Source organism: Streptomyces sp. LZ34, assembly GCF_053890475.1.
Genome location: NZ_CM132680.1, coordinates 9,389,455 through 9,405,955, shown reverse-complemented (window position 1 = coordinate 9,405,955; position 16,501 = coordinate 9,389,455). Strand labels below are relative to the sequence as shown.

Sequence of the window (16,501 nt, the reverse complement as noted above, 5' to 3'; positions counted from 1 at the left end):
GGGCAACGACCTGTCCGGCGTGGTGGTCAAGGTGGGTTCAACCCGGCCAGAAGGCCCTCATCCACGCGGGATCCGGCGGCGTGGGCACCATCGCCGTCCAGTTGGCGAAACACCTGGGGGCGAGCGTGGCCACGACCACGAGCACGGCCAACGTCGGCCTGACGAAGGCACGACTATGACGTCGTGCTGGACCCGCTCGGAGGTGAGACGCTCGAGAGAGCGCTCAGGAGACGGTGAGACCAATGCGTTGCAGCCAGGCTTTGATGGCGCCGTCAGCTTGGTCGACTTCTTCGCCTCGGACTGCCAGACCCTCAGCGAAGGTGGCACCGGAGCAGGAGGCGGCGTAGTCGCGCGCGGTAGTGCCCAGGCCGCTCATGGCGTGAGTGGTGAAAGGAACGACGGTCTTGCCGGAGAAATCGAGCTGCTCGGTGAACGTCGTCATGATCATGGGGGCGCGAACGTTCCAGATGGGACTGCCCAGCAACCCGGTGTCGTACCGGTCCAGGTCGGGCAGCGCGCCCTTGATGGCGGGGCGGGCGTCGGCGTCCTGTTCGCGGACGTTGCGCTTGACGGTCGCGTCGTAGCTTTCCGGGTAGGCGTCGGTGGCCTCGATGCGGTACACGTCGCAGATGATGAGGTCGCGGATCTTGCGGGCCGTGACCTCGGTGTTGCCGATCTTCAGCGTGGTGCGATCGCCGTAGTAGTAGTTCTCGCCGGGCCGCGAGAAGTACGCAAGCAGCACCCTGCCCCGCGCTGTGCCGCTTGACGTCGGGTTCGGCGACGTCTGCCGCCGGTCGGAGGCTTGCTGATCGTTCGCGGGTGAGCAGCTGGTGAGGTGGGGCACGGTCATGGCAGCGATTCCGGTCAGCAGCGCGGCGCGCAGGATCGCGCGGCGCCGGGGTGAAGTGCGGTCCTGCTGGTTCACAGATAGGCCCTTCGCGCAGGGATCTGGCAGCGGGAGGGGCGAGCGGCCGGCGATGCGGCTGCTCGCCCCTGGGGTGGCGGGTTCGGGTCAGGTGTCCAGGCGACGCTTGGCAAGCCAGGTGACGATCTCGGGGTCGTGGTGGTCGAAGAACAGGGAGCTGCCGGTGTCGAGGGTGGCGATCTGGGCCATCTGCTCGTCGGTGAGCTGGAAGTCGAAGACGTCGAGGTTCTCCGCCATGCGCTCGGCGCGCACCGACTTGGGGATGGCGACGACGCCGCGCTGGGTCAGCCAGCGCAGCACGACCTGCGCGACCGACTTCCCGTACTCCTTGCCGATCTCGGCCAGCAGCGGGTTGGTGAACAGGTCGTTCTTGCCCTCGGCGAAGCCGCCCCAGGACTGGATCTGCACGCCGTGCTCGCGCATGAGGTCCTGGTAGTCGGCGCGCTGGAAGAAGGGATGGGTCTCGATCTGATTGACCTGCGGGGTGATCTCGTTGTTGACGATCAGGTCGATCAGGCGGTCGGGGTAGAAGTTGGCGACGCCGATCGCTTTGGCCGTCCCCTCGCGGTTCAGCGCCTCCATGGCGCGCCACTGGCCGTAGACGTCGCCGAAGGGCTGGTGCATCAGGTAGAGGTCGAGGTAGTCCAGTCCCAGCTTGTTCAGGGAGGTCTCGAACGCTCGCTTGGTGTTGTCCTCGGCGGGGGCGTCCTGGACCCACAGCTTGGTGGTGACGAACAGGTCCTCGCGGGCGATGCCGCTGGACTCGATGGCGCGGCCGACGGCTTCTTCGTTGCCGTAGGCGGCGGCGGTGTCCAGCAGTCGGTAGCCGGCGGCGAGCGCGTCGGAGACGGCGCGTTCGGTGTCCTCGGCGGGGATCTGGTAGACGCCGAAGCCGAGGAGCGGCATCTCGACGCCGTTGTTGAGGGTGACGGTCTGCATGAGCGGTATGTCCTTCGCTGTGCGGGTGGGAGGGGAGGTCAGGGGCGGATGAGGGCCTTGAGGACCTGGCGGTCGGCCATGGCCCGGTAGGCATCCGGTGTCCGGTCGAGGGTGAAGGTCTGGTCGAAGACGCGGCCGGGGGCGATGGTGCCGTCCAGGACGTCGGGCAGCAGCTGCTCGATGTAGGCGCGGGCGAAACTGGCGCCGCCGGTCAGGGTGATGTTGCGCATGAACTCGGCCGGGCCGATCGGCCCCTGCTCGTACTGCGGGACGCCCAGGCGGCTGATGGTGCCGCCATCCAGGACGGCACCGAGCGCGGTGTCGAGGGCCTGGCGGGTGCCGACGGCCTCGATCACCTTGTCCACGCCGCCGGTCAGCTCGCGGATGTGGGCGATGCCTTCCTCGCCGCGCTCGGCGACCACGTCGGTGGCGCCGAACTCGCGGCCCAGGTTGGTGCGCACCTCGTGGCGGCCGGCGAGCACGATCCGCTCGGCGCCGAGCCGCTTGGCGGCGATCACCGCGCACAGGCCGACCGCGCCGTCGCCGACGACGAGCACCGCGTCGCCGCGGCCGACGCCGGCGGTGACGGCGCCGTGGTGGCCGGTGGTCATCACGTCCGACAGCGCGGGATGCGGACGGCTTCGCCCTGCCCGCCGTCGACGCCGTCGAAGCCGTTACCGGCCGCCGTTGCGGCACGAGATGTGCAGGCCCTTGGCGCAGTAGTCGCAGGTGTTGTCGCTGTACGTGAACGGCGCGACGACCAGGTCACCCGCTTTGAGCCTGGTCACGTCGGCGCCGGTCTCCTCGATGACGCCGAGAAACTCGTGGCCCATGGGACGGCCGGTGTCGGTGGCGGGCATCGACTGCTAGGGCCACAGGTCGCTGCCGCACACGCAGGCGGCGACAACGCGGACGACGCCGTCGGTCGGTTTCACGATCTCCGGGTCGGGCCGGTCTTCGACGCGGACGTCTCCGGCCCCGTACATCAGGGCTGCACGCATAAGAGGTACTACTCCAAACAGGGGATTCCGGGGGTGCGGGAGGTCAGCGTTCGAGCATCTGCGCCTGGGCCTCGGTGTGGGTGTCGCCGGCGGCGGGCGGCAGGCTGCTGAGCTGTGCGAGCTGCTCGGCGGTCAGGGTGATGGCGTCGGCGGCGGTGTTCTCCTCGACGCGGGCCACGCGCTTGGTCCCGGGGATCGGGGCGATGTCGTCGCCCTGGGCGAGCAGCCAGGCCAGCGCCACCTGCGCGGGCGTGGCGCCGACCTGGGTGGCCAGGGCCTTGACCTCGTCGGCGAGGGCGAGGTTGCGCTGGAAGTTTTCGCCGGTGAAGCGCGGGTTGTCGCGCCGGAAGTCGTTCTCGTCGAACTGGTCGGTGGAGCGGACGGTGCCCGTCAGGAAGCCGCGCCCAAGCGGGGAGAACGGCACCAGGCCGACATTCAGCTCCCGCAGGACGGGCAGGACGCGCTCCTCGATGCCCCGCGTCCACAGGGAGTACTCCGACTGCACCGCGGTGACCGGCTGCACGGCATGGGCACGGCGGATCGTATCGGGGCCTGCCTCCGAGAGACCGAAGGCGCGCACCTTGCCCTCGGTGATCAGCTCCTTGACGGCGCCGGCGGTCTCCTCGATCGGCGTGTTCGGGTCCACGCGGTGCTGGTAGTACAGGTCGATGTGGTCGGTGCCCAGCCGCTTCAGGGAGCCTTCGACGGCGGTGCGGATGTTGGCCGGGCTGGAGTCCAGATTCCACGCGCCGTCGCCGCCGTGAGAGACCAGGCCGAACTTGGTGGCCAGCACCACCTTCTCCCGGCGCCCCTTCAGCGCCCGGCCCAGCAGTTCCTCGTTGGTGTAGGGGCCGTAGATCTCGGCGGTGTCGATGAACGTGACGCCCAGCTCCAGCGCCCGGTGCACGGTCCTGATCGACTCCGCCTCATCGGTGCCAGAGCCGGTGTAGCCGTGGGACATGCCCATGGCGCCCAGACCTATCCGGGAAACCTCCAGGTCACGCAGCTTGATGTACCGCATCTCGCCTCCTCCGGTTGGTGGCGTTGCTCGATTCTTCACTCTCGCCCGGTCCGGCAGGTCGTGCCGGGCAGAGCCTGGGCGACGGCGAGGGGGTCGGCGTCGCCCTCATTCACCTTCGCCCGGATTGCTCCGGTGTGGCAGGGCGGGCTCTTCAGGGGTAATGACAGGGCCCCCCTCCCGCCCGGGCGGCGGGTGCCCAGCGGGTGAGACTGGAGTCATGGCATCCGAGAGCGCGCACAGCGAGGGCGCCGAGCTGGGCCGCTACCTGCGCGCCCGCCGCACCCAGACCAGCCCCGAACACGTCGGCCTCACCGTCGGCGCCGGCATTCGCCGTACCCCCGGTCTGCGCCGCGAGGAGCTGGCCACCCTCGCCGGGATCAGCATCGACTACTACGTGCGACTGGAACGCGGCAAGGAGACCCGCCCCAGCCCTGCCGTCCTCGACTCCCTCGCCCGCGCCCTGCACATGGACGATCAGGAACACCAGCACCTGCGCGAGCTCGCCGCCCGTGCGGCCCGCTACGCGCCCGAACCGCCCCCGGCGCCAAGCCGCACCGTGCGCCCCCACCTGAAGCTGCTGCTGGAGTCGCTGCGCCCGAACCCCGCCTACGTAATCAGCCGCAGCATGGAGATGCTGGCCTGGAACCCCGGCGGCCTCGCCCTATACGCGGGCCTGGAGGACTGGCCGGCCAAGCACCGCAACCTCGCCCGATACCTCTTCCTCCACCCGGCCGCGCGTGATCTGTTCCCGGACTGGGATCGCCAGATCACCGGCTGCGTCGCCCGGCTGCGCGCCGTCGCCGGCACCGCCCCCGACGCTCCCGACCTGACCAACCTGGTCGGTGAGCTCCTCCTCAAGAGCCCCGACTTCGCCCGGCTGTGGGAGCGCTACGAGGTCACCGGCCGCAAGCCCGCGCAGAAGACCTTCCACCACCCCCGCGTCGGCACTGTCACGCTCACCTCCCAGTCCATGCAGCTGGAAGGCACCCCTGGCCAGCGCATCGGCGTCTACACCGCCGAACCCGGCACCCCCGACCACGACGCCCTGCTCCTGCTCGACATGACCGCTCCCCAAGCTGAACAGCGCTCGGCGCGGTCGGACGCGGAACAGCACCGCCAGCAGCCGTAAGCGAAGCACCCGGCTCGATCAGCGGATGCAGCATCTGGTGCACGCGCCTGTTGGGCGGCCATAGAGGCGAACCCGACGCCGAAGCGCCACACTGCGGCCATCGGCGTCCGAGTTCGCCCACGAAGCCGTCCCGGATTGTGCGAACCCGCGCGCTTCGACACGATCGAGGCAATGGCTCACGACGCCGTGATGTTCATCCGGGCTCTGGGCTTCGACCAGGTCGACCTGCTCGGGTTGTCCATGGGCGGCTTCATCGCGATCATCGCTCAGGAGGAACCGCAACTCGTGCGCAAGGTCATCCTCGCAGGCACGGGCCCCGCCGGAGGCCCCGGCATCGACAAGGTCACAGCACTCACCATCCGAGACACGCTGAAGGGCGCCCTGACCCGCCAGGACCCGAAGTCGTTCCTGTTCTTCACCGCAACCGCCAACGGCCGGCGGGCAGGACGTGCCTTCCTGGAACGGCTGAAGGAGCGCACCGACAACCGCGACAAAGCCATCTTCTCGCTGTCGTCGTTCCGCGCCCAGCTGCAGGCCATCCACCGATGGGGTCTCCAGGCTCCGACAGACCTGTCGAGCATTGCCCATCCGACCCTTGTGGCAAATGGTGAGAGCGACCGGATGGTACCGAGCGAGAACACACTCGACCTGGCCGCACGTCTGCCCCGGGGCGAACTCGTCCCCCTCTACCCGGACACCGGGCACGGAGGAATCTTCCAATACCACGACGAATTCGTCTCAAAGGCGCTTGGATTCCTCGGATCGTAGTCGGACCAGCTCTCGACACAGCACGGCGCCTGGTACGGGTGCCCTGATCAAGCAGTTCCATCTCCTTCCAGGGTGAAGATCAAGCCCTTGCCGGTCAGCGTCGTCTCCACCGACCACCCGGGGGCGAGGAGGTCGAGCAATTCCAGTCCTCGACCGTGGCTGTCCAGCACGGCGTGGGTACGCCGCTCGGGTTTTTTGGCGCTGCGGTCGTGCAGTTCGATCTGGATGGCGCCATCGCATGGGGAATGGCAGATCAGGTCGAACTCACCGCCTCCGGAGTGCAGTACCGCATTGGTCGCAGTCTCGCTCACCAGCAGCCGGATGCTCTCGTGGTCGATCCAGGGGATCGCGGCGTACGCCTGTACGGCGAGGTCGCGCGCTCTGCCGACAGCGTCCGCCCGGCAGGGATACCGCTCGGTTACCAGGACATAGCTGCGTTCACCCATGGCCCACACCCTTCTGGGCACGGCCGGATGCCGCCGACCGCGCACGACGTCGAACTACGCACCGGAGTCGTACGGACTCATGGCGTACACGGAAGAGTGTGGGTCGCGCGACCAGTCGCGCGCAAGCCGGTTACCTTGATCTCACCCCGGAGAGTCATGCGTCGACATCTGAGCGCTACCCTGACGTCGCTGGGAGACCTCACCACTCGAAGGGAGAGCCGTGGCGGTCAGCGACAACACCAACGCGATCTTCGCCATGCGCCGCGTGGGCGAGGCACTCCAACGCCTGCGCGTTGACGCAGGCCTCAAGCAGGACGACGCCGCAGCGGGACTTGATGTGTCACGGCACACCGTGAGCAAGATCGAGCGCGGCAAGGCATTCCCCACCGAGGAACAACTGCGCACGCTGCTCGACGCCTACAAGGCGAGCGCAGAGGAGCGAGCGGCCATCGCCGCCCAGATCGAGCAGGGCAAGTCCTTCGGCCGCGCCTGGTGGGATCAGCCGCGTTTCCAGGCACTCTTCTCCGGCGACTCCCACCGATTCTTCTCCCTCGAAGACGCCGCCGAGCGCGTGTTGGCGCATTCGGGAACATACGTACCTGGACTGCTTCAAACCCGCGAGTACGTAGAAGCCATCGCAGCCTTCGGCCAGAAACACGAGAGCGCCGAGCGCCGCGAAGCCTTCGTTGAGGCCAGGATGAAACGTCAGGACATTCTCAACCGGCACATTCCAGTTGTGTTGGATGCGCTGTGCCTGGAGTCCGCTCTGCGCGCGATTGCAGGCGGGCCGAAGGTCATGCGGGTACAGCTCCGACACCTGTTGGCCTCCGCAGAGCGCCCAAACATCAGCCTGCGGCTGATCCCGTTCGCCGCGGGAGCTCCAAGTGCCCATGGAGCCTCATTCACCATTCTCGACTTCCCTGACGGCGATAATCGCAGCGTGGTTTCCCAGGAAAGGGTGCGAGGCGACACACTCTACGACGACCCAGCCGAGATCCGCCGCAGTCGCCGGAAGTTCCATGATCTGGCAGCACACGCGCTGACTCAACAAGAAACCATTCGCCGTATGGAAGAGATCGAGAAAGAGCTCCCATGAATACCCCTAAGGACGACCTTTACACTGCCCCCCTCGACAGCGAGTGGCAGAAGTCCTCCTTCAGTAACGGCGCCGGAAGCGACTGTGTCCAGCTCATGGATATAGCGGGCGGCGTCGCCATAGGCGACTCCAAGCGCCCGGACCGTCCGGAGTTGCGCTACACCCCGAGCGAGTTCGCCGCCTTCATCCAAGGCGTAAAGGCCGGAGAATTCGACCACTTGCTCAGCGACTGACGGCAAGAAAATCGGTGGCCACCCCGCTCGTCCGCGCCCCACAGTGGTGGCACATCACTGAACGAGGGACGGGGGTCCCGAACATGTCGACGCTGCGCGTCACCGCTGAGCGGCTGACCATTCATGAGCACCCGAACGCCGACGCGCTGGAGCTGGCGCAGGTGGGGCTTTACCGGGCCGTGGTGGCCAAGGGGGCCTTCCGGTCTGGGGAGTTCGCTGTGTATGTGCCGGAGCAGGCGGTGCTGCCCGATGAGCTGATCGGCGAGCTGGGGCTTACGGGGAGGCTGGCGGGGGCCGGGCACAACCGGGTCAAGGCGATCCGGCTGCGCGGGGAGCTGTCGCAGGGGCTGGTGTGCCGACCGCGGGCGCTGGCGGGGGTGGACCTGGAGCGGGCGGCGCGGGAGGGGGCGGACTTCGCGGAGCGGCTCGGGATCGTCAAGTGGGTGCCGCCGGTGCCGATCGCGATGAGCGGACAGGTGGCGCCCGCGCCGGACCTGATGCCGTGGATCGACATCGAGAACCTCAAGCGCTACCCGGACGTGTTCGAGGACGGGGAGGCCGTCGCGGTCACCGAGAAGCTGCACGGGACGGCGTGCTGCCTGACGTACGTCGCGGACAGCGGGGATGTGCGGGTGACGTCGAAGGGACTGGGGGCTCAGCGGCTGGCGCTGGTGGAGGACGAGAAGAACCTGTACTGGCGGGCCGTGCGCGGGCACGGCGTGCCCGCGGTGGCGGCGCGGGTGGCCGCCGAGCTGAGTGCGGCGCGGGTCGGGATCTTCGGCGAGGTGTACGGGGGCGGAGTGCAGGACCTCGGATACGGGGCCGACAGCCGGCGCGGGGCGCCCGGGTATGCCGTGTTCGACATCGCGGTGGACGTCGACGGGCGGTCGCGCTGGCTGGATCCGGAGGAGATGGCGAAGGTGCTGGGCGGCGGTCTGCCGGTGGTTCCGGCGCTGTACAGCGGGCCGTACGACGCCAAGCGGGTGCTGGAGCTGGCCGAGGGGCGCGAGACCGTGTCCGGAAGCGGGCTGCACATCAGGGAGGGGGTGGTGGTCCGGGCGATGAGTGACCGGTACAGCTCCGTGCTCGGCGGGCGGGCCATCGCCAAGGTGGTCAGCGGTGCGTATCTGACGCGCAAGGGCGGCACGGAGTTCGAATAGGGGTGGGCCAAGGGTGGCCCGGGCACCGGAGTCCTCGGCCACCGCCCTGGTGTTCAGGCACGGCGTCCACATATGCGGAGCGGGCCCGGGGACGTAGCGTCACAGATGGGCTTAGGTTTTCCTGGGTGGGGCTGGGTTTTCGGCCCGGTCCCGGTGGAAGAGAGATCTCGGCTGTACCCCCGGCTGTGTCCGTCGTGTGACGGGGGTGGCGTGGGTGTGCAGGTGGAAGCCTGCGCCGAGTCTGGCCCCGCGTGGCTGGTGCCGGGTGGGGGTGCTCATCGTGTGCGGTGCCTGCCCCCTGCCCCGCCGCTGGGTGCGGCGGGTTGGTGACTGGGGCATCCGCCCCGCCGGACGCTTTCCACCCGGGGCTTTCACTCCGGATGGGGCGGGGACCCTGCGTCGCTTCCTGGGCACAGGGCCGTTTCTCGTCGGGCCCGCCTTCGTCCGGTCCACGGCAGCGGGCTGCTGCGGACCGGTTGGGGTGGCGGGGCCGGGGTGGGTGGTGTGCCGGACCGGCCGGTCCAGCTCCGGGGCCGTGCGGCGGATCACATACGTGCCACTGCTGCGGTCCAGGACGGTCAGATGCTGGTGTTGCAGACCGCGGGCGCCGATCCGCTGCCAGGCCGCGACATCACGGTCCGCGCTGTAGCCGCAGGCCTCGTTGGGGCAGTACGCCCACTTCCAGCCCGGCGTGGTGCGGTCGGGGGCGGCACGGTGACGGAAGGCGGTCAGGCACCTCGGGCAGTACATGGAAGTGCCCCGGGCCGGGACGATGACCACCGCGATCCCATAGCGGGCGGCCCGGTGGCGAGTGTGGGCCACGATCTGCCCGCGCACCGACTGCGACAGGCGGGTGTTCAGGGTGCGGCCCTTGCCCCGGGCCTCCATGTCCCGCAGATCCTCCAGATAGATCACCGACGCCTGCGCGGCCCGGGCATGGCCGACCATGAAACCGGCGGCCGCCTTGGCGAGCTGCTCGTTCAGCCGCCCGCGTTTGCGGCTCACCCGGGCATGCTCGGCGCGCAGCACCGCCAGCTTCGCAGCCGTGAGCGGATCGGGGCGCCGGCCGGATGCGACGTGGCCCTCTATCAGGGCCTGCAGGTGTGCGGCCTTGGCCCAGAGCTGTTCGGCCTGCACGCGCAGCCGGTCGCCCTTGGCCAGCACCCCGTCCACGCGGAAGAACACGGGGCTTGCGTCGGTGTGCACGGCCGGCTGGGTGCCGCCGGTCAGGGCCAGCGTCCCGCCAGTAAGCAGGGTGTTCAGCCCGTAGTCGAAGGCGACGGCCCGCAGATGCCCGCCCCGGTGCGCCCTGGGTACGGCGGTGGTGTGCGCGACATCCAGGCGCAGGCGTCCGCCGCGCAGGCGCAGGGTCGGGGCGTGCAGGGCAGCCGTGTGGTCGATGACGGGCGGCAGCCGGAAGCGGATGGCGACCGGGTGCCAGTCGGCGCGGGTGCACGGGTCGGGCCGCACCGGCAGGCGCACGGTCAGGACCGCGTAGTGGGCCGGGTCCTGATCGCAGCGGGCCAGCGTGGCCAGCTGCTTGTCCGCGGCGGCCAGCACCACCTGATTGCCGCCGCCCGGCACAGCCTCCAGTTCACAGATGTCGGCGGGCAGCCGGCCATGGGCCGTCTGGAAGGCGACGCTCTGCCGGGTCCTGGCGCGCAGGACCGAGCCGGCAACGGCCTGCCCGTCCGGCAACGCGGCCCGCAGCGCCTCCCACTCGGCCTCGGTACGCTGCATCGGGTCGCAACCGGCCGGCCAGGTCGCCAGCACCGCGTCGGTGATCTGCGTGCGCCACCAGGCCGAGCGCAGCGCCCTCCCGGCCTGTTCCTCGGCGATCCGCCGCACCCGGTCAGGGACATACAGGCCTTCGGGCACGGTGGCCGCCCAGCCCAGCATGCGCAGCGCCATCCACGCGTTCGACGGCAGCCGCCGCCCCGACAGGTCCTGCCCGGAAGCGAGTTGAGCCAGGTCGCAGCGGTTCCAGCGGGCGCCGGTCACTGACGTGCACATCGTCTCGACCAGGGCGGTCAGCCAGCCCACCCGCCCGGCCAGCGCATCGCCGCCCAAGACCTCGCCGGTGACGGTGTCCAGGCCACGGAACGCGGACGCCGACGCGCACGCCACCCGCTCCGTCTCCCCCTCACCCAGCTGGATCTTCCGCCGCACCCCTCACACCCCCGCCCCGATTCTCGTGCCGGTATCCATCGCCCCTGCCGCGCCCGCGGGAGGTGGTGGCCGCCTCCAGCAGGCGCTGACGGGCCTGCCGCGAACGGATGCCGTAATCCGCCGCGAGAAGGACGCGACCAGCACCCTGAAGCCGGCCAGAAGCTCCTCACTGCCGCCCGGAGCGCCACTCCTGGGATGCAGGACCTCCACCCGCACCTGGTCACGGTCGAGCAGCGCGGCGATCCACGCAGTACCGAACCGGGCCAGCCGGTCCTCGTGCGTCACCCGCACATGAGTGAACTCACCCGCCCGCGCCCGCCGCAGCCACCGGTCCAGGCCCGGACGCGACTCCCGCAGCCCCGAGGCCCGATCCCGGAACACGGCCACCACCTCACCCGCCGCACAGGCCCGCAACCCGGCCTCCTGCGCGGCCGACGACGACTCCTGTCCCGTCCGGCCCGACACCCGCACAGACAACGCCTCGCGGCGCTCCCACACCTCATGGCGCTCGCCCTCGGCCAACTCGGCAAGCACCAGAGCCGAGAAACGCCGCTTCCGCCCGACCCACACCACCGCAACCCTGCCCGCATCCGCCCACACCCGCAGCCTGTCCGGGTGCAGACCCACCCGGCACGCGGCCACCGACAGACGAAGAAGTTCCATGCCCAGGACAGTAGACAGGACCAACATCCTGTAGCCGTATACCAGTTCTCTTATCGCTCGAAGATGTGAAAACAGTGCATACCGATGCGATTGGCGGAGAGTCGTGATACATAGCCAAACCCGGGAAGCACAGGCAAAGTCAACGACTGCCGTCAACCCTGCGGACGAGGTCGTTGAGGTCTGGGTGGGACAGCGATCGAACGGCTTGTTCAGCGGCTCAGTAGTCAGCGGCTCAGTAAAGGGGGTAACGGGAGCGCGGGAAGATCGTGCCGTCGAACTCATACATCTCGATCGACTGGTGGAACACGGAGGCGAAGTCGTCGGCGAGTTCGGCGATGGTGCCCCGGCCCTCGATATGCGCCAGCCACATCGGGGGCAGGCGGAGGTCACCGTAGTGGGCGCCCAGCAGATTGCCGCAGATGGAGCCCGTCGAGTCGCTGTCGCCCGAGTGGTTGACGGACAGCAGCAGGGCCCTCTGGACGGGGGTACGCCGCCACTTCGGGTCGTAGCCGATCCCGCCGCCCTTGCTGTAGAGGGTGCGCCGCGGCGCCGTATGGGCCAGGGCGCAGTACACCGCGATGGCCAGGGCCTCCTCGGCGACCCAGCCGCCGCCGAGCGACTCGGTCTTCTCCGGGGTGGGCTCGCCCCGCGCGGCCAGGTCGACGGCCTTGCGCAGCGCGGCGCTCGTCTCCTCGTGTCCCGGGTAGCGGGTGAGCAGTTCCAGGGTGCGGAGGACGGAGCCCTCCAGGGAGTCGCCGTCGAGGACGAGGTCGATCATCGCGGCCAGGGCGCCGGCGGCGTAGTAGCCGGTGGGGTGGCCATGGGTGATCTGGGCGCAGCGGGCGGCGAATTCGAACGACTCGCGGGCGCCCGCGCCGGTGAGGCCGAAGGGGGCGGAGCGCATCACGGTGCCGCAGCCCTTGGAGCCGGTGTTCACCGGACCGGGGGTGCCGTCGAGCGCGTCGGAGTGCGAGGGGACGTGCTCCTGGGCGAGGCCGGACAGGCAGGCGCCGCCGGGGGCGCGGCGGGCGTACAGCCACTTCTGCTCGCGCAGCCAGCCGGAGCGGACCAGGTCCTGGTCCTGGCCCTGGCCCTGGCCCTGGCCCTGTCGCGCGGGCGGCGGCGCGGGGTGGTTCTGGGTGTCGAGCCAGCGCAGATAGGCGTGGCGCACGATGGCGGCCTCGGCGCCGCCGATGCCCTTGGCCGTGGCCCTGGCGCAGGCCCGTATCAGTCCCTCGGCGGTGAACATGGTCATCTGGGTGTCGTCGGTGATCCGGCCGATGACACCGTCCGAGTCCGGGACCGGAGCGGTGATCCCCTCCGGCCCGTAGGTCTCGCGGATCCTGCTCAGGGACAGGAACTCGATCGGGTTGCCCAGGGCGTCGCCGATCGCGCCCCCGAGGAGGCAGCCGCGGATGCGAGCCCGCCTGGCGGCCGTTTCGTCCCATGACTCGCGGATCATCGCGCGGCTCCTCATCGCCCGCCCGGGGCGTCGCCCGGAGGTACATGCTGATGTGCTCAGGTGCTCAGATGGTGCTCAGATGCTCGGGCCATGATTTCAGATCGCGGATCCCGGATCGCGGCGGGAGCGCGGCGTTAGATTCGTAGTGGGAGATGGTGCGCCATGCCGAGCCGACTGATCCGCACGGGCGACGAGCCGCTGCATGCGCGCAGCCCGCTGCGCATGCGGTGTGTGCTGGCCCTGTGGGGCCTGGCCTGGACCGTCGCGGGCACGGTGGCCTTCTGGCTGGTCCACCGGCCCGGCTGGGCGGCCGCCTGCGGAGTGCTGGCCGCCGTCACCCTCACCGATCTGGTCCTGGTCGTCCGGCACATCCGGCAGGGGCCGCACTACCAGCCCGGCCGGGACGTGCCGCCGTACGCGCCGGTGCGCGGCCCGCATCCGGCGGGCCCGCGGAGGCCGAGGCTCAGCCGTTTTCGCCGAAGCGCGCGGCCTTGACGAAGTCCGGGCGCGGGTCGAGCGCCGCCGCCAGGCGGAAGTGGCGGGTGGCCTCGGCGGGGCGGTTGGCGCGCTGCAGGGTGCGGCCGAGGGCGAAGTGGGCGAACGCGTTGTCCGGTTCGCGCTCCAGGACGAGCTGGAACTCCAGCTCCGCCGCTCGGAGCTGCGCCGCGCCGAAGAAGGCGCGCGCCCGCAGGAGCCGGGCCGCGGTGTTCTCGGGGTGGGCGGTGATGACCGAGTCGAGCAGCTTCACCGCGCCGCGCGGGTCGCGGGCGGCCAGCAGCTGCTCGGCCGCGCGGTAGTCGATGACATGGGTCTCGGGCGTGGGCTCGGGCACAACCGTTTCCTTCCCGGAGCGCGCTGACGATCACCGTCGGCGCGAGGTGGTCGTCGGGCGAGGTGATCGTTTGGAACAGGTGATCGTTTGGTACGAGTGATCGTTGGTACGGGTGGTCGCTCGGTACGGGTGATCGTTCGTACGCGCTAGACAACAATGACGCCACACGGCACATTCCCGCCAGAGCCCCGGCGCGAGCGCCCCCGTGGTGTCAGTCAGCCCTCGGTCCGCGTGCCGCCCGCCGCGCGCTCGGCCAGGTCCGTCCAGACCTTTCTGACCTGCGGCTCCAGTTCCTCCAGCGGGCCGTCGTTGTCGATCACGACATCGGCCACGGCCAGCCGCTCCTCGCGCGTCGCCTGGGCCGCCATCCGGGCCCGCGCCTCGTCCTCCGTCATGCCGCGCAGCCTCACCAGCCGGTCGAGCTGGGTCCGGGGCGCGGCGTCGACGACCATCACCACGTCGTACAGGGGCGCCAGGCCGTTCTCGGCGAGGAGGGGGACGTCGTGGACGACGATGGCGTCCGGCCCGGCGGCCGCCTCCAGCTCGGCGGAGCGGGCGCGGACCAGGGGGTGCACGATCGCGTTCAGAGCGCGCAGCCGCTCCGGGTCGCTGAAGACGATGCCGCCGAGCTTCGGGCGGTCCAGGCCGCCGTCGGGAGCGAGGACACCGGGCCCGAACTCGGCGACCACGGCATCGAGTCCGGGGGTCCCCAACTCGACCACCTCGCGGGCGATCCGGTCGGAGTCGATCAGCACCGCTCCGTACGAGGACAGCATGCGCGACACTTCGCTCTTGCCCGCGCCGATTCCGCCCGTGAGTCCCAGCCTCAGCATGGGGTCAGCCTATGCGGTCTATGCGCTCCCATCGCCCTCCCGCTCGGCCAGGAATCGCTCGAACTCGGCCCCCAGCTCATCCGCGGAGGGCAGCTCTACCGGCTCGGCGACCAGGCTGCCGCGGCTCTCCGCCCCGGCCACCGCGTCGTACTGGTGCTCGAGGCCGCGGACCAGTGCGACGAGGTCCTCGTCCCCCTCCGAGATCTGCCGCTCGATCTCCTCCTGGGTCTTGAGCGCCTCGTTGCGCAGCGAGTGGGCCGCTCCGGGCAGCACCAGACCGGTGGCCGCGGTGATCGCCTCCAGCGCGGTGAGCGCCGCGTCGGGATAGGCGGAGCGGGCCAGGTAGTGCGGGACATGGGCGGCGACGCCGAGCACGTCGTGTCCGGCCTCGGCGAGCCGGTACTCGACGAGGGACTCGGCGCTGCCGGGCACCTGCGCCTCGTCGAAGTAGCCCCGGTGACCGGGCATCAGGTCGGAGCGATTGCCGTGCGGGGTGATGCCGACGGGGCGGGTGTGCGGCACGCCCATGGGGATGCCGTGGAAGTTCACCGACAGCCGCACCCCGAGCCGCTCGATCAGCTGGCCCACGGCCGCCGCGAACCGCTCCCACTCCACATCCGGCTCGGGCCCGGAGAGCAGCAGGAAGGGGGCCGCGGTCGCGTCGCGCATCAGGTGCAACTCGATCGCGGGTGTCTCGTACGCGGTCCAGCGGTCACGCTTGAAGGTGAGCAGGGGGCGGCGCGCCCGGTAGTCGACGAGCCGGTCGTGGTCGAAGCGGGCGACGACCTGGTGCGGCAGCCCGTCGAGCAGCCGCTGCACGATCTGGTCGCCGGTCTCCCCGGCGTCGATGTAGCCGTCGAAGTGGTAAAGCAGCACCAGCCCGGCCGAGTCCCGGGAGGTTATCGCGTCGACTTCCGCGAGTCCGCTCGGCTCCCATGCGTACAAATCCTGCGGATCTAGCACTGTGACCGCTCCTCCTTGTGTTCCACTTCGGGAACGTCGGGCGGCGGCGCGGCATTCCCGGCCCCCATCCTCAACTTCGCGTCGTCCGCGCGACCGTCTGGATCAGGACAGTACTCGGCGGCGCGCCGCTCCGCCGGAGGACGACGCCCCGCTCCACCTCAGATAGTGACGGAGCGTCATGAGGGGGTTGACGCGCCCAGATGACGCCCCTAGCTTCGCGACCCGTCAGAGGTTCACGCTGTCGTCTCACGTTCAGCCACAAGAACATTTGCGCTCACGAAGGTGCCACCCCTGACCACGGCAGGAAGGCGGACCCCCCATGCACTCCCGCACCCCCACCCGCACCCGCACCCGTGTCCTCATCGCCGCGCCCGCCGCCGGGATCCTCGCCATGGGCGCACTGGTCGCCGCCGGAGCGGCCGCGAAGGACGGCCGCGAGAACTCCGCCCGGCCGATCCCCGTCTCCGACGCGGCCCAGCTCAAGGACGCCCTCGCGGCGGCCAGGCCCGGCGACACCATCGAGCTCGCCGACGGCACCTACCGCGGCGGCTTCGTGATCACCGCCTCCGGGACCTCCGGCTCCCGGATCACGCTCACCGGCTCCCCGAAAGCGGTGCTCACGGCGAGCGACGGCTACGCGTTCGGGCTGCACCTGGACGGCGCCTCGTACTGGACGGTCCGGGGCATCACGGTCACCGGCGGCCGCCAGGGCATCATGATCGACAGGGCGGAGAGCGTCACGGTCGACTCCGTCACCGTGCAGGGGCACGCCTAGCTCTTGTGGGCATGGACGCGCGGACCGCGCCCGGGCATGCGTAAGGCCCGCTCTCCAGGAGAGCGGGCCTTACGTCGGTCAGCCGT

Annotated in this window: 16 protein-coding genes and 3 pseudogenes; 8 read left to right on the top strand and 11 right to left on the bottom strand. The window is 70.2% G+C overall.

From position 1 onward, the window contains the following. Nucleotides 1–35: 35 nt before the first annotated feature. Nucleotides 36–228 (top strand): annotated as a pseudogene (locus ACWY4P_RS40125) (NADP-dependent oxidoreductase); the annotation flags it as partial. Here the strand turns inward: ACWY4P_RS40125 and ACWY4P_RS40120 are convergent. From ACWY4P_RS40120 to ACWY4P_RS40105, 4 genes and pseudogenes are all read right to left on the bottom strand, one after another. Beyond that, nucleotides 224–925 (bottom strand): flavodoxin, encoded by a 702-nt coding sequence (locus ACWY4P_RS40120; RefSeq protein ID WP_456205563.1) that lies wholly within the window; start codon nt 923–925, stop codon nt 224–226. The pseudogene ACWY4P_RS40125 and the gene ACWY4P_RS40120 sit on opposite strands and share 5 nt — an antisense overlap. Before the next feature lie 87 nt (nt 926–1,012). Further along, a complete protein-coding gene (locus ACWY4P_RS40115; protein ID WP_456205562.1) occupies nt 1,013–1,864 on the bottom strand; it encodes an aldo/keto reductase in 852 nt (283 codons plus the stop codon). A 38-nt stretch (nt 1,865–1,902) separates the two neighbouring features. After that, nucleotides 1,903–2,865 (bottom strand): annotated as a pseudogene (locus ACWY4P_RS40110) (zinc-binding dehydrogenase). A 43-nt stretch (nt 2,866–2,908) separates the two neighbouring features. After that, on the bottom strand, nt 2,909–3,886 hold the full coding sequence (locus ACWY4P_RS40105) for an aldo/keto reductase (protein WP_456205561.1): 978 nt from the start codon (nt 3,884–3,886) through the stop codon (nt 2,909–2,911). A gap of 217 nt (nt 3,887–4,103) precedes the next feature. Here ACWY4P_RS40105 and ACWY4P_RS40100 point away from each other — a divergent pair, with 217 nt between their 5' ends. Next, nucleotides 4,104–5,015, top strand: a complete 912-nt coding sequence (locus ACWY4P_RS40100) for a helix-turn-helix transcriptional regulator (RefSeq protein ID WP_456205560.1) — start codon at nt 4,104–4,106, stop codon at nt 5,013–5,015. 171 nt (nt 5,016–5,186) lie between these two features. Continuing rightward, nucleotides 5,187–5,783, top strand: a complete 597-nt coding sequence (locus ACWY4P_RS40095) for an alpha/beta fold hydrolase (RefSeq protein WP_456205559.1) — start codon at nt 5,187–5,189, stop codon at nt 5,781–5,783. A 47-nt stretch (nt 5,784–5,830) separates the two neighbouring features. On the opposite strand, the gene ACWY4P_RS40090 is transcribed toward ACWY4P_RS40095, so the two are convergent. Next, nucleotides 5,831–6,229, bottom strand: coding sequence for an ATP-binding protein (locus tag ACWY4P_RS40090; protein ID WP_456205557.1), 399 nt, complete (start codon nt 6,227–6,229; stop codon nt 5,831–5,833). A 220-nt stretch (nt 6,230–6,449) separates the two neighbouring features. Here ACWY4P_RS40090 and ACWY4P_RS40085 point away from each other — a divergent pair, with 220 nt between their 5' ends. From ACWY4P_RS40085 to ACWY4P_RS40075, 3 genes are all read left to right on the top strand, one after another. Then, nucleotides 6,450–7,325, top strand: coding sequence for a helix-turn-helix domain-containing protein (locus ACWY4P_RS40085; protein WP_456205555.1), 876 nt, complete (start codon nt 6,450–6,452; stop codon nt 7,323–7,325). Next, nucleotides 7,322–7,558, top strand: coding sequence for a DUF397 domain-containing protein (locus ACWY4P_RS40080; protein WP_456205554.1), 237 nt, complete (start codon nt 7,322–7,324; stop codon nt 7,556–7,558). Before ACWY4P_RS40085 ends, ACWY4P_RS40080 begins: the two co-directional genes overlap by 4 nt. 83 nt (nt 7,559–7,641) lie before the next feature. Then, nucleotides 7,642–8,718 carry an RNA ligase (ATP) gene (locus ACWY4P_RS40075; protein WP_456205552.1) on the top strand — a complete coding sequence of 359 codons (1,077 nt, stop codon included), beginning with the start codon at nt 7,642–7,644 and terminating at the stop codon, nt 8,716–8,718. 111 nt (nt 8,719–8,829) lie between these two features. On the opposite strand, the gene ACWY4P_RS40070 is transcribed toward ACWY4P_RS40075, so the two are convergent. The 3 genes from ACWY4P_RS40070 to ACWY4P_RS40060 all read right to left on the bottom strand — a co-directional run bounded on the left by ACWY4P_RS40070 (nt 8,830) and on the right by ACWY4P_RS40060 (nt 13,012). Then, nucleotides 8,830–10,887 carry a zinc ribbon domain-containing protein gene (locus ACWY4P_RS40070; protein ID WP_456205551.1) on the bottom strand — a complete coding sequence of 686 codons (2,058 nt, stop codon included), beginning with the start codon at nt 10,885–10,887 and terminating at the stop codon, nt 8,830–8,832. Nucleotides 10,888–10,890: 3 nt separating this feature from the next. Then, the gene (locus ACWY4P_RS40065) at nt 10,891–11,550 is read right to left on the bottom strand and encodes an IS607 family transposase (RefSeq protein ID WP_456205549.1); all 660 of its coding nucleotides are present in this window, start codon (nt 11,548–11,550) and stop codon (nt 10,891–10,893) included. Between the two features lie 232 nt (nt 11,551–11,782). Continuing rightward, a complete protein-coding gene (locus tag ACWY4P_RS40060; RefSeq protein ID WP_456205548.1) occupies nt 11,783–13,012 on the bottom strand; it encodes an ADP-ribosylglycohydrolase family protein in 1,230 nt (409 codons plus the stop codon). 162 nt (nt 13,013–13,174) lie between these two features. Between ACWY4P_RS40060 and ACWY4P_RS40055 the strand changes: the two genes are divergently transcribed. After that, complete coding sequence (locus tag ACWY4P_RS40055) at nt 13,175–13,507, top strand: DUF6343 family protein (RefSeq protein ID WP_456205547.1); 333 nt, start codon at nt 13,175–13,177, stop codon at nt 13,505–13,507. Here ACWY4P_RS40055 and ACWY4P_RS40050 read toward each other — a convergent pair. The 3 genes from ACWY4P_RS40050 to ACWY4P_RS40040 form a co-directional block, all read right to left on the bottom strand. After that, nucleotides 13,476–13,844: a tetratricopeptide repeat protein gene (locus tag ACWY4P_RS40050; RefSeq protein WP_014180562.1), complete on the bottom strand. Its 369-nt coding sequence runs from the start codon at nt 13,842–13,844 to the stop codon at nt 13,476–13,478. The two genes, ACWY4P_RS40055 and ACWY4P_RS40050, sit on opposite strands and share 32 nt — an antisense overlap. A 215-nt stretch (nt 13,845–14,059) precedes the next feature. Beyond that, entirely contained in the window at nt 14,060–14,677 is a 618-nt protein-coding gene (gene coaE, locus ACWY4P_RS40045; protein ID WP_456205546.1) for a dephospho-CoA kinase, read from the bottom strand. Between the two features lie 18 nt (nt 14,678–14,695). Further along, nucleotides 14,696–15,640 carry a PAC2 family protein gene (locus ACWY4P_RS40040; protein WP_456205545.1) on the bottom strand — a complete coding sequence of 315 codons (945 nt, stop codon included), beginning with the start codon at nt 15,638–15,640 and terminating at the stop codon, nt 14,696–14,698. 319 nt (nt 15,641–15,959) lie between these two features. Between ACWY4P_RS40040 and ACWY4P_RS40035 the strand changes: the two are divergent. Further along, nucleotides 15,960–16,400, top strand: a pseudogene (locus ACWY4P_RS40035) (hypothetical protein); the annotation flags it as partial. Nucleotides 16,401–16,501: the final 101 nt, after the last annotated feature.